Annotated in this window: 11 protein-coding genes; all 11 read left to right on the top strand. The window is 72.8% G+C overall.

The genetic code is table 11. The features are described 5' to 3' along the window. Nucleotides 1–2: 2 nt before the first annotated feature. The 11 genes from nuoH to OG871_RS17200 all read left to right on the top strand — a co-directional run bounded on the left by nuoH (nt 3) and on the right by OG871_RS17200 (nt 12,571). Nucleotides 3–956 carry an NADH-quinone oxidoreductase subunit NuoH gene (gene nuoH, locus OG871_RS17250; protein ID WP_371503337.1) on the top strand — a complete coding sequence of 318 codons (954 nt, stop codon included), beginning with the start codon at nt 3–5 and terminating at the stop codon, nt 954–956. Continuing rightward, entirely contained in the window at nt 956–1,534 is a 579-nt protein-coding gene (locus OG871_RS17245) for an NADH-quinone oxidoreductase subunit I (RefSeq protein ID WP_371497683.1), read from the top strand. The genes nuoH and OG871_RS17245 overlap by 1 nt, the downstream gene beginning before the upstream one ends. Beyond that, nucleotides 1,531–2,181, top strand: a complete 651-nt coding sequence (locus OG871_RS17240) for an NADH-quinone oxidoreductase subunit J (RefSeq protein ID WP_371497682.1) — start codon at nt 1,531–1,533, stop codon at nt 2,179–2,181. Before OG871_RS17245 ends, OG871_RS17240 begins: the two co-directional genes overlap by 4 nt. 6 nt (nt 2,182–2,187) lie before the next feature. Then, a complete protein-coding gene (gene nuoK, locus OG871_RS17235; RefSeq protein WP_371497681.1) occupies nt 2,188–2,550 on the top strand; it encodes an NADH-quinone oxidoreductase subunit NuoK in 363 nt (120 codons plus the stop codon). Further along, on the top strand, nt 2,547–4,562 hold the full coding sequence (locus tag OG871_RS17230; protein ID WP_371497680.1) for an NADH-quinone oxidoreductase subunit L: 2,016 nt from the start codon (nt 2,547–2,549) through the stop codon (nt 4,560–4,562). The genes nuoK and OG871_RS17230 overlap by 4 nt, the downstream gene beginning before the upstream one ends. Before the next feature lie 49 nt (nt 4,563–4,611). Then, on the top strand, nt 4,612–6,165 hold the full coding sequence (locus tag OG871_RS17225) for a NuoM family protein (RefSeq protein WP_371497679.1): 1,554 nt from the start codon (nt 4,612–4,614) through the stop codon (nt 6,163–6,165). A 48-nt stretch (nt 6,166–6,213) separates the two neighbouring features. Further along, nucleotides 6,214–7,722, top strand: coding sequence for an NADH-quinone oxidoreductase subunit N (locus tag OG871_RS17220; protein WP_371497678.1), 1,509 nt, complete (start codon nt 6,214–6,216; stop codon nt 7,720–7,722). Between the two features lie 126 nt (nt 7,723–7,848). Beyond that, nucleotides 7,849–8,706 carry a zinc metalloprotease HtpX gene (gene htpX, locus OG871_RS17215; protein ID WP_371497677.1) on the top strand — a complete coding sequence of 286 codons (858 nt, stop codon included), beginning with the start codon at nt 7,849–7,851 and terminating at the stop codon, nt 8,704–8,706. Between the two features lie 209 nt (nt 8,707–8,915). Continuing rightward, nucleotides 8,916–10,616: a cytochrome c oxidase subunit I gene (ctaD, locus tag OG871_RS17210; protein WP_371503336.1), complete on the top strand. Its 1,701-nt coding sequence runs from the start codon at nt 8,916–8,918 to the stop codon at nt 10,614–10,616. Nucleotides 10,617–10,734: 118 nt separating this feature from the next. Then, on the top strand, nt 10,735–11,166 hold the full coding sequence (locus tag OG871_RS17205) for a YciI family protein (protein WP_371497676.1): 432 nt from the start codon (nt 10,735–10,737) through the stop codon (nt 11,164–11,166). Between the two features lie 49 nt (nt 11,167–11,215). Beyond that, nucleotides 11,216–12,571: an RNA polymerase sigma factor gene (locus OG871_RS17200; protein ID WP_371497675.1), complete on the top strand. Its 1,356-nt coding sequence runs from the start codon at nt 11,216–11,218 to the stop codon at nt 12,569–12,571. Nucleotides 12,572–12,598 lie beyond the last annotated feature (27 nt).

Raw genomic sequence — 12,598 nt, 5'->3', positions numbered from 1 at the left:
GCCTGATCGACACGCTGCTGCGCTGCCTCGGCACCCTGGTGGCCTTCCTTACCATCCCGCTGGTGATCGGCCAGACCGAGCACAAGGCGATGGCGCACATGCAGGGCCGCCTCGGCCCGATGTACGCCGGTGGCTTCCACGGCTGGGCGCAGCTGGTCGCCGACGGTGTGAAGTTCGCGCAGAAGGAGGACATCGTCCCGGCCGGCGCGGACCGCAAGGTCTTCCAGCTGGCCCCGGCCGTCGCGCTGCTGCCGTACCTGGTGGTGCTGCTGGCGATCCCGATCGGCCCCGACGGGCTGGTCGGCCAGGCCGTGGACGCCGGGCTGTTCTTCGTCCTGGCCGTGATGGGGATCGGCGTGCTCGGCTCGCTGATGGCCGGATGGGCCTCGGCGAACAAGTTCTCGCTGCTCGGCGGCCTGCGCACGGCGGCCCAGCTGATGTCGTACGAGCTGCCGATGCTGCTGGCCGCGGCCTCGGTGGCGATGGCGGCGGGCACGGTCTCGCTCACCGGCATCGTGGACGAGTTCCACTGGTGGTGGCTGCCGTGGCAGGCGATCGGCGCCTTCGTGTTCTTCACGGCCGGCCTGGCCGAGCTGCAGCGACCGCCGTTCGACATGCCGGTGGCCGACTCCGAGATCATCTTCGGCGCGTACACCGAGTACACCGGCCTGCGCTTCGCGCTCTTCCTGCTCGCCGAGTACGCGGGCATCCTGGTGGTCTCCGCGCTGACGGCCGTGCTCTTCCTCGGCGGCTGGCACGGCCCGTGGTCCGACAGCCTGGGCTGGCTGTGGACGCTGCTCAAGACCTTCGCGCTGGCCTTCGTGGTGATCTGGCTCCGGGTCACCTACCCCCGGCTGCGCGAGGACCAGCTGATGAAGTTCGCGTGGACCGGGCTGATCCCGCTCGCGCTCCTCCAGCTGGCCCTCACCGGCATCATCAAGGTGGCGATCTCCTGATGCGGATTCCAGGAAGTGGCCTGGCCAAGGGCCTGGCCGTGACACTGCGGACGATGACGAAGAAGACCGTCACCGCGCAGTACCCCGACGTGCAGCCCGACCTGCCGCCGCGCACCCGCGGCGTCATCGCGCTGCTGGAGGAGAACTGCACCGTCTGCATGCTCTGCGCCCGTGAGTGCCCCGACTGGTGCATCTACATCGACTCCCACAAGGAGACGCTGCCGGCCGCCGACCCGAACGCCCGGGCCCGGACCCGCAACGTGCTCGACCGGTTCGCGATCGACTTCTCGCTCTGCATGTACTGCGGGATCTGCATCGAGGTGTGCCCGTTCGACGCGCTGTTCTGGTCGCCGGAGTTCGAGTACGCGGAGACCGACATCCTGGAACTGACCCACGAGCGGGACCGGCTCCGCGAGTGGATGTGGACCGTCCCGCCGCCGCCCGCGCACGACCCGGGGGCCGAGGAGCCCAAGGAGATCGGCATGGCGCACAAGGCCGCCGACAAGCTCGCCGCCGCCGCCGCTGCGGCCGCCGAGCCCGAGGCCGAGGCGGGCGCGTCGGAAGGGGACCAGCAGTGACCGGCCGTCTGCTCGCCGCCGCCGGATCGCTGGATCCGGCCGCGCGCTCCTTCCTCTCCCCGACCGGTGTCGAGATCGTCTTCCTGCTGGTCGGGCTGGTGGTGCTCGGCGCCGCGGTGATCTCGGTGACCACCCGGCAGCTGGTGCACGCCGCGCTGTGGCTGGTGGTGGCGCTCGGCGGGCTGGCGATCGAGTTCCTGCTGCTGACCGCCGAGTTCATCGCCTGGGTCCAGGTGCTGATCTACCTCGGCTCGGTCGTGGTGCTGGTGCTCTTCGGCCTGATGCTGACCAGGGCGCCGATCGGCCGCTCGCCGGACGCCGACTCGGGCAACCGCTGGGTCGCCCTCGGGGTCGCGCTCGCCGCGGCCGCCACCCTGGTCACCCTGGTGACGGACGCCTTCCGCTCCGCCTGGGTCGACCTCTCGACGGGCGGCGGCTCCACCCGGGCCACCGGCGAGAGCCTGTTCCGGCACTGGGTGCTGCCCTTCGAGGCGCTCTCCGTCCTGCTGCTGGCCGCCCTGGTCGGCGCGATCGTGCTGTCCCGGACCGGTAAGGGCCGAGTGCCCAAGCCCCGCGACGGCAGGCTCCGGGCCGGCAAGGCCGTGGGCCGCCCCGCCTCGTCCACCGCCCCGACGCAGGAGCGCTGACCACCGATGCATCTCGCCTACCCTGCCGTCCTCGCCGCGCTGCTGTTCAGCGTCGGCGTGTACGGCGTGCTCGCCCGGCGGAACGTCGTCCTGGTGCTGATGTCGGTGGAGCTGATGCTCAACGCCGTCAACCTCAACCTGGTCGCCTTCGACGCCTGGCTGCGCGACACCCTGCACGCCGGACAGGCGCTGACCCTGTTCACCATCACCATCGCCGCCGCCGAGATCGGCCTGGGCCTGGCCATCGTGCTGCTGGTCTTCCGGACCAGGGGCACCGCCGACGTCGACCGGATCACCGCGCTCGGCGACCCGGCCGAGGACGCCGCACAGCCCGCCGGAGCCGAGCTGAAGGGCCAGCCCGCCGCATGAACCTCGCGCTGCCCGTCCTCGTCCCCGTGCTGCCCGCGCTCGGCGCGGTCGCGACCCTCGCCACCGGCCGCCGCGCCCCCGGCTTCGCCCGGCCGCTGGCGATCCTGCCGGTCGCCGCGTCCGCCGTGCTCGCCCTGGTGGTCGCACTCCAGCTGGGCACCGGCCAGAGCCTCGACGTCGCCACCCGGCTCACCCCGACCGGCGGCCCGGACATCTGGCTCGCCTTCCACCTGGACGGCTACAGCTCGCTGATCTCCGTCCTGGTCGGCCTGGTCGCCACCTGCGTGCAGGTCTACTCGACCGCCTACCTCAAGGACGACCCGCGCTACCCCTCGTACGCGGCGCTGGTCTCGCTGTTCACCGCCGCGATGTTCCTGGTGGTGTACTCCGGCGACCTGATCGTGCTGCTGGTCGGCTGGGAGATCATGGGCATCTGCTCGTACTTCCTGATCGGCCACCACTGGGAGACCGCGGACGCCCGCTCCGCCTCGCTGAAGGCCTTCCTGGTCACCAAGCTCGGCGACGTGCCGTTCCTGTTCGGCATCTTCCTGCTGGGCGCCGACGCCGGGACCTTCCGGATCGACGGGGTGCTGACCGCCGCCGGCGAGGGCCGGCTCGGCCACCCCACCCTGACCGCCCTGCTGCTGCTCGCCGGGGTGGCCGGCAAGAGCGCGCAGTTCCCGTTGCACACCTGGCTCCCGGACGCGATGGCCGGCCCGACGCCGGTCTCCGCGCTGATCCACGCGGCGACCATGGTCGCCGCCGGCATCTACCTGGTGGCCCGGCTGATGCCGGTCTTCCTGCTCTCCGGCGCCGCCCTCGTGGTGCTGTCGGTGATGGCGGCCGTCACCATGGTCGGCTCGGCGCTGTGCGCCCTGGCCCAGGACGACCTCAAGCGGGTGCTCGCCTACTCCACCGTCGGCCAGCTCGGCTACATGGCCGGCGCGCTGGCCTCCGGCGACCGTGAGGCCGCCGTCTTCCACCTGGTCAGCCACGGCGCCTTCAAGGCGCTGCTGTTCCTGGCCGCCGGTGTGGTGATCCACGCCGCGCACACCAACTCCATCTCCGCGATGTCCCGGATGTCCGGCCTGCGCGCCCGCGTCCCGGACGCCTACTGGACGATGGGCATCGCCCTGGTCGCCCTGGTCGGCCTGCCGCCGTTCTCCGGCTTCTTCAGCAAGGAGGCGGTGTTCACCGCCGCCGAGCACGCCGCCACCGGCGAGGCGCTCACCAACGGCCTGGCCCCCGCCTCGGCGGTGCCCGCGGCGGCCGGCTGGATCGTGCTGCTCTCGGCCGGACTCACCGCGGTGCTCACCGCCGCCTACGCCACCCGGATGTGGCTGGTCGCCTTCCACGGCAAGGACGTCCCCGGCGCGGCCACGGCCCCCGAGCCCGGCGCGCCGTACTCGCCCGAGCCGGACGAGGCCGACCCGGGCCAGGCCGAGCCGCCCGCGATGCGCTGGCCGCTGTGGGTGCTGGCCGTCCCGACCATGGCCTTCGGCATCACGAGCCTGCGCACCGACTGGCTGCCCGAACTGCTGGACGGCGGCTCGCTGCGGCCCTCCACCGCCACCGCCGTGATCGGCACCGGCCTGGCCGTCGCGGGCATCCTGATCGCGTACGCCGCCTGGCGCTCCGCCACCGCCCGCGCGGCCGTCCGCCCGGCGGGCGCCGAACGGGTGCCCGAGCAGGCCGGCCCGCCGGCCGTCGAGGCCCTGCCCGCCGACCCCGGGCGCATCCTGCTCGGCCCGCTCCACGGGCCCGCGCAGCACGGCTTCGGCGTCGACCGGCTGTACAGCGCGCTGTTCGTCCGCCCGACGGCCGCCGCCGCCCGGCTCGTCCGCTTCCTGGACCGCGAGGTCGTCGAGACCTACGTCCGGGGTGCGGGAAACGGCGCCAACCTGCTCGGGTGGCTGGTCCGCCGGACCCAGACGGGCAACGCCCAGACCTACCTGAGCGCCCTGCTCGCCGGGGCCGTCCTGCTCGCCGTCCTGGTGGCGGTCGGCTCATGACCCCTCACCGCACACCCCGCCGGCCCGCAGGACGAATCTGGAGCACCCGATGAACGCAGTCCTCATCGCCCTCCTGGTGCTGCCGCTGCTCGGCGCCGCCGCCACCCTGGCCCCGCTCGGCCGCGACCCGCGGACCGCCGACCGGCGCGCGCTGTGGCTCGGCGTCGGCGTCACCGGCGCGGTGCTGGCCCTCACCGTCGCCCTGGCGGCCGGCTTCGACCACGACGAGCCGGGCCGGATGCAGGCCGTCACCGACGTCGCCTGGATCCCCGCCATCGGCGTCCGCCTCCACCTCGGCGTCGACGGCATCTCACTGCCGCTGATCGTGCTCACCGCGCTGCTCACCCTGCTCTGCGCGGTGTACTCCACCAAGCGGCTGCCGAGCGGCGACGGCGTCCCGAGCGCCCGCGCCTTCACCGGGCTGCTGCTCCTGCTGGAGGTCGGCATGCTCGCCACCTTCGCGGTGCTGGACCTGGTGCTGTTCTTCCTGGCCTTCGAGATCGTGCTGATCCCGATGTACTTCCTGATCGCCCGCTGGGGCAGCGGACGCAAGGTGCCGGCGGCCAACCGCTTCATCCTCTACACCCTGCTCGGCTCGGCCGTGATGCTGCTCGGCTTCCTGCTGATCGGTCTCGACGCCGGGACCTTCGACATGACCGCGCTCGCCGAGGCGCACGGCCGCGGCCTCAGCCACACCACCCAGGTGGTCGCCGCGCTCGCCGTCCTGGTCGGCCTGGCCGTCAAGGCGCCCGCCTGGCCGCTGCACAGCTGGCTGCCGGACGCGCACACGGCCGCGCCCACGGTCGGCTCGGTGCTGCTCGCCGGCGTGCTGCTCAAGATGGGCACCTACGGCCTGGTCCGGGTCCTGCTGCCGATCGTGCCGGAGGGCGCGACCACCTTCGCCCCGTACCTGGGGGCGTTCGCCGCCGTCGGCATCGTCTACGGCTCGCTGGCCTGCCTCGCGCTGGCCCGCCCGGGCGCCAAGGGCGACCTCAAGCGGCTGATCGCCTTCTCCTCGGTCGGCCACATGGGCTTCGTCCTGCTGGGCATCGCCTCGCTCACCCCGGCCGGCGTCAACGGCGCGCTGTTCGCCAACATCGCCCACGGCCTCATCACCGGCCTGCTGTTCTTCCTGGTCGGCGCGGTCAAGGACCGCTACGGCACGGCCGACCTCGACACCCTGGCCGGGGCCACCGGCGCGGCGCTGTACGGGCGGGCACCGCGGATCGGCGCCCTGCTCGCCTTCGCCGCCGTCGCCAGCCTGGGCCTGCCGGGACTGGCCGGCTTCTGGGGCGAACTGCTCGCCATGTTCGGCGCCTTCGACCCGGCCGCCGGGCTGTCCCGCCCCGCCTTCCTGACCTACCTGGTGCTGGCCGGCCTCGGCACCCTGCTCACCGCCGCCTACCTGCTGGTCGTGGTCAAGCGGGTCTGCATGGGCGACCCGAAGCAGCCGGCCCTCGTCGCCGACCTGCCCGACCTGCAGCGCTACGAGGCCGTCAGCTGGACGCCGCTGGCCGCGCTCACCGTGGTCGCGGGCCTGTGGCCCGCCCTGCTGCTCAGCCTGTCCGACCCGGCCGTCAAGAACCTCCTCGGGGGTGGCTGACCCGTGCTCAGCACCCCGCCCGGCACTCATCTCCTGGGGCAGCCCGCCATGAGCTCACTCGCCGTCACCGACCCGGGCCGCCTGATCCAGTCCGTCGACTGGGTGGCCGTCGCGCCCCCGCTGGTCGCGGCCCTGGCAGCGCTGGCCGTGCTGCTGGCCGACCTCCTGCTGCCCGAGCGCAGCAGGAAGGCCCTCGGCTGGGCCTCCGTCGGCGGGCTGGTGCTGGCGCTCGCCGCGCTGCTCCCGCTGACCCGGGGAGAGACCCGGTCGACCTTCTGCCTGCAGGGCGCGGGCGCCTGCTCCTACGTGGCCGACCACTTCGCGCTGGCCTTCCAGCTGCTCGCGCTCGGCGGCGCGCTGATCGCCGCGCTGCTGTCGCTGCACACCGTGGACGAGGAGAAGCTGCCCGGCGGCGAGTACTGGTTCCTGCTGCTGTCCAGCGCGAGCGGCGCCGCCCTGCTGCCCGCCTCCCGCGACCTGGCGACGCTGATCATCGCCCTGGAGGTGGCCTCGCTGCCCGCCTTCGCCCTGGTCGGCCTGCGCCGCGACGGCCGCGGCGCCGAGAGCGCGCTCAAGTTCTTCCTGTCCTCGGTCACCGCCACCGCCGTGATGCTGCTCGGCGTCAGCTTCGTCTACGCCGCGACCGGCTCCGTCCACCTCGCCACGATCGCGGACGGCCTGCTGCACGCGCCCGCACAGCTCAAGCCGCTGGCCGAGGCCGGTGCCGTGCTCACCCTGGTCGGTTTCGTGTTCAAGGTCGCCGCCGTCCCGTTCCACTTCTGGGTGCCCGACACCTACACCGGCGCCCCGCTGCCGGTGGCCGGCTACCTCTCGGTGGTCGGCAAGGCCTCCGGTCTGTCCGGCCTCGCGCTGGTCACCACCGTGGCGTTCCGCCCGTACGGGCACACCTGGGGGCTGGCCCTCGCCGTGCTCGCCGCGCTGACCATGACGGTCGGCAACGCCGGCGCGCTGCGCCAGCGCTCCGGCACCGAGCACAGCGCGGTACGGCTGCTCGCCTGGTCCTCGGTCGGTCAGGCCGGCTACCTGCTCGTCCCGGTGGCCGCCGCCGGCTACGCGGGTTCGGGCGAGCCGCTCGGCGCGACCGTCGCGTACGCGCTGATCTACGGCCTGGTCAATCTGGGCGCCTTCGGCGTGGTCGCGGTCGTCCAGCGCTCCGGCGCCACCCGGCTGGACGACCATCGCGGCCTGTTCACCCGGCACCGCTGGAGCGCCCTCGCGCTGGCCTTCTTCCTGCTCTGCCTGGCGGGCCTGCCGCCGGGCGTGATCGGCCTGTTCGGCAAGGTGGTGGTCTTCCGGGCCGCCGTCGACGCCGGGCTCGGCTGGCTGGCCGTGGTGATGGCCGCCAACGTGGCGATCGCGCTCTACTACTACCTGCTGTGGACGGCGAAGCTGTTCGCCCCCGCCGAGGGGTCGCCCGCGGCGCCCCGGGTGCCCGGCCCGCTGGCCGCCACCCTCGGCCTGACCGCCGTCGGCGCGGCCGTGCTGTCCCTCGCCCCGCAGCTCGTCCTCCAGGTGGTCTCCGGCAGCCTGTTCTGACCTGCCGGGCCGCACGGCGGCCGGTAGCGTCCGGTGCACAAGGGAACGAACCCGGCCCGCCCTGCCGTTGAGCTGGGCAGAGGGATGGACGGACGGCTCCCTCGCGCACCATTTGGAGGGTCTGGCGTGCACCGCGGGCACAACGGGTTGAGGACGGCTGTACTACTCGGCGGGCTGTCGGCGCTGATCCTGGTGATCGGCAGCTTCTTCGGCCGTACCGGCCTCCTGGTGGCCCTGCTGGTCGCGATCGGCACCAACGCGTACGCCTACTGGAACAGCGACCGACTCGCCCTGCGGGCCATGCGGGCCCGTCCGGTGAGCGAGATCGAGGCTCCGCAGCTGTACCGGATCGTCCGCGAGCTCTCCACCGCGGCCCGCCAGCCGATGCCCCGGCTGTACATCTCGCCCACCCCGGCGCCGAACGCCTTCGCGACCGGCCGCAACCCGCGCAACGCGGCGGTCTGCTGCACCGACGGCATCCTGCAGCTGCTGGACGACCGCGAGCTGCGCGGGGTGCTCGGGCACGAGCTGAGCCACGTCTACAACCGCGACATCCTGATCTCCTCGGTGGCGGGCGCGCTCGCCTCGGTGGTGATGTTCCTGGTCAACTTCGCCTGGCTGATCCCGTTCGGCCGCAGCGAGGACGACGACGGGCCCGGCCTGTTCGGGATGCTGCTGATCATGATCCTCGGGCCGCTCGCGGCCGGGCTGATCCAGCTGGCCGTCAGCCGCTCCCGCGAGTACCAGGCCGATGCCGACGGTGCCCGGATCACCGGGGATCCGCTGGCCCTCGCCAGCGCCCTGCGCAAGCTCGACGCCGGCACCCGGCGGCTCCCGCTGCCGCCCGAGCCGCAGATCCAGACGGCCAGTCACATGATGATCGCCAACCCGTTCCGGCCCGGGGAGTTCGGGGCCCGGCTGTTCTCCACCCACCCGCCGATGCGGGAGCGGATCGCCCGGCTGGAGAAGCTGGCGGGGCGTTAGGCCCTCGCCGGACGAGGCCCGGTCCGGCGATCCCCGGGGCACGCCCGACGGCCGGTTGCGCTTCCCGGGGTACCGGACGGGGCGGGCCCGGCGCGTCCCGGGCATCCCCGTACGGCGGCTGGTAGTGCTTGCGGGATCAGCCGTCGAGCACCCCGGCCCGGGCCGGGCGCGGAAGGTGCGCCGCCGTGACGTTTCTGCCCCAGGAGGACCTGAGCTCCCCGTCCCGCCCTCCGACCCAGCGCGCCCGCCGGCGCGCCGTCCGCAGGGCCCGCCGGGGCCGGGCCCTCGCCGTCTGGCTGACCACGACCGATCACAAGCAGATCGGCACCCTGTACATGGTCACCTCGTTCGCGTTCTTCCTGGTCGGCGGGGTGCTGGCGATGGTGATGCGGGCCGAACTGGCCCGGCCGGGCACCCAGATCGTCACGAACGAGCAGTTCAACCAGGCGTTCACGATGCACGGCACGATCATGCTGCTGATGTTCGCGACGCCGCTGTTCGCGGGCTTCGCCAACTGGTTCATGCCGCTGCAGATCGGCGCGCCCGACGTGGCCTTCCCCCGGCTGAACGCGCTGGCGTACTGGTTCTACCTGTTCGGCTCGCTGATCGCCGTCGGCGGCTTCCTGACCCCGGACGGCGCCGCGGACTTCGGCTGGTTCGCCTACACCCCGCTGTCCGGTGCCCTGCACTCGCCCGGCGTCGGCGGCGACATGTGGATCATGGGGCTGGCGTTCTCCGGCTTCGGGACGATCCTCGGCTCGGTCAACTTCATCACCACCATCGTCTGCCTGCGGGCGCCCGGCATGACGATGTTCCGGATGTCGATCTTCGTCTGGAACATCCTCTTCACCAGCATCCTGGTGCTCTTCGCCTTCCCCGTCCTGGCCGCCGCGCTGCTCGCCCTGGAGGCGGACCGGAAGTTCGGCGCGCACGTCTTCGACCCGGTCAACGGCGGGACGATGCTCTGGCAGCACCTGTTCTGGTTCTTCGGCCACCCCGAGGTCTACATCATCGCGCTGCCGTTCTTCGGCATCATCACCGAGATCATCCCGGTCTTCAGCCGCAAACCGATCTTCGGCTACACCGGCCTGATCGCCGCCACCATCGCGATCACCGGGCTCTCGGTGACGGTCTGGGCGCACCACATGTTCGTCACCGGGCAGGTGCTGCTGCCGTTCTTCTCGATCATGACGCTGCTCATCGCCGTCCCGACCGGGGTGAAGTTCTTCAACTGGATCGGCACCATGTGGCGCGGCTCGCTCAGCTTCGAGACGCCGATGCTGTGGAGCATCGGCTTCCTGGTCACCTTCCTCTTCGGCGGGCTCACCGGGGTGCTGCTGGCCTCGCCGCCGATCGACTTCCACGTCTCGGACAGCTACTTCGTGGTGGCCCACTTCCACTACGTGGTGTTCGGCACGGTGGTCTTCGCGATGTTCGCCGGCTTCTACTTCTGGTGGCCCAAGATGACCGGCCGGATGCTGGACGAGCGCGTCGGCGCGATCCACTTCTGGACGCTCTTCGTCGGCTTCCACCTCACGTTCCTGGTCCAGCACTGGCTCGGTGCCGAGGGCATGCCCCGCCGCTACGCCGACTACCTGGCCTCGGACGGCTTCACCACGCTCAACACGGTCTCCACCATCGGCTCGTTCCTGCTGGGCCTGTCCACCCTCCCGTTCCTGTACAACGTCTGGCTGACCCGCCGCAGCGGCGCCAGGGTCGAGGGCGACGACCCCTGGGGCTACGGCCGCTCGCTGGAGTGGGCGACCTCCTGCCCGCCGCCCCGGCACAACTTCGTCACCCTGCCGCGGATCCGCTCGGAGTGCCCGGCCTTCGACCTCCACCACCCGGCGATCGCGGAGCTCGACCGGCTGCAGAACACGGGCGAGCCGGCGGCGCCGGAGCAGAAGTAGGCGCCGGGGAGGACCTGGGAAAAATCTTCGACCGCCTGTCGAACCGGCCACCGCCCGTTCGACGTACGGGGTGAAGGCACCGAGCGGGCCCACCGGGCCCAGGACGAGGGAGCAGACGATGCGATTCATGATGCTGGTCAAGGCCAACGCCGACTCCGAGGCCGGCGTGCTGCCGACCTCCGAGGAGATCGCCGAGATGGGCCGGTACAACGAGGAACTGATCAAGGCGGGCGTCATGCTCGCCGGCGACGGCCTGCACCCCAGCTCCAAGGGCGTGCGGCTGACGTTCTCCGGCAGCGGCAAGCCCACCGTCACCGACGGCCCGTTCGCCGAGACCAAGGAACTGCTGGCCGGCTACTGGGTGATCGAGGTCAGTTCGCGCGAGGAGGCCATCGAGTGGGCCTCCCGGGTGCCGTTCCGCGACGGCGAGACGCTGGAGGTCCGGCCGATCTTCGAGGCCTCCGACTTCCCGGCCGACGCCGTCTCCGCCGAAACGCTGGAGAAGGAGCAGGCCTGGCGCGAGGCCAACCAGCGGCCGATCCGGGGCTGACCGCGTTTCCACGGGTGTCCGGGGCCGGAAACTGCTCTGATGAGGGGCTGTGACAGCCTCGGACACCCCCGCAGCCGACCGCCCCGCATCCGGTCCCCCCGCATCCGGTCCCCCCGCACCGCCTGCCGACCGCAGCGCCGCCGACCGGGCGGTCGACGCCATCTGGCGCATCGAGTCCGCCCGCATCACGGCCGCGCTCACCCGCCTGGTCGGCGACTTCGGCACCGCCGAGGAACTCGCCCAGGACGCCCTGGTCGCCGCCCTGGAGCAGTGGCCCGAGGCCGGCGTCCCGGCCAACCCGGGCGCCTGGCTGACGGCCACCGCCAAGCACCGGGCGATCGACCTGATCCGCCGCGAGCGGAGCTACGCGCGCAAGCTCGCCCAGGTCGGCCAGGAACTGGAGACCGGGCAGCAGACGGGCACCGAGGATCCGGCCGCGGCGCTCGGCGAAGCCATCGAGGACGACCTGCTGCGGCTGGTCTTCACCGCCTGCCACCCGGTGCTCTCCACCGAGGCCCGCACCGCGCTGACCCTCCGGGTGATCGGCGGCCTGCGGACGGACGAGATCGCCCGCGCCTTCCTCACCTCCGAGGCCACCGTCGCGCAGCGCATCGTCCGGGCGAAGCGCACGCTGGCCCGGGCCGAGGTGCCGTACGAGGTCCCGGAGGGCGCCGAACTGGCCGTCCGGCTCGCCTCCGTCCTGGAGGTGATCTACCTGGTCTTCAACGAGGGCTACGCGGCCACCGCCGGCGACGACTGGATGCGGCCGGCGCTCTGCGAGGAGGCGATGCGGCTCGGCCGGGTGCTTGCCGGCCTGATGGGCGACTCGGCCGAGGTGCACGGCCTGGTCGGCCTGATGGAACTCCAGGCCTCCCGCTCGGCGGCCCGGACCGGCCCGGACGGCGCACCCGTCCTGCTGCTCGACCAGGACCGGCGGCGCTGGGACCAACTGCTCATCCACCGCGGCCTGGCCGCCCTCGACCGGGCCTGGGGACTGGCCACCCCGCCCGGCCCGTACACCCTGCAGGCCGCCATCGCCGCCTGCCACGCCCGGGCCCGCACCCCCGAGGACACCGACTGGGTCCGGATCTCCGCGCTCTACACCGCGCTCGCCGAGCGCGCACCCTCCCCGGTGGTGGAGCTGAACCGCGCGGTGGCGCTGGGGATGGCCTTCGGCCCCGCCACCGGCCTTGAACTGGCCGACCGGCTCGTCGGCGAACCCTCGCTGCAGGGCTACCACCTGCTGCCCGGCGTCCGCGGCGACCTGCTGGCCCGGCTCGGTCGGCACGCCGAGGCCGTCGCCGAGTTCGAACGGGCCGCCGCGCTCACCCGCAACGCCCGCGAGCGCGCCGTCCTGCTCGAACGGGCCGCCGCCAGCGCCCGCGAGGCGACGGACGGGAAATAGCCGTCACCCGTACGCTGGCGGGAACGG

The sequence above is a fragment of the Kitasatospora sp. NBC_00374 genome (assembly GCF_041434935.1).
Classification (GTDB): domain Bacteria; phylum Actinomycetota; class Actinomycetes; order Streptomycetales; family Streptomycetaceae; genus Kitasatospora.
The sequence above is the reverse complement of the archived record's forward strand: the minus strand, read 5'-3'. Positions and strand labels throughout refer to the sequence as shown.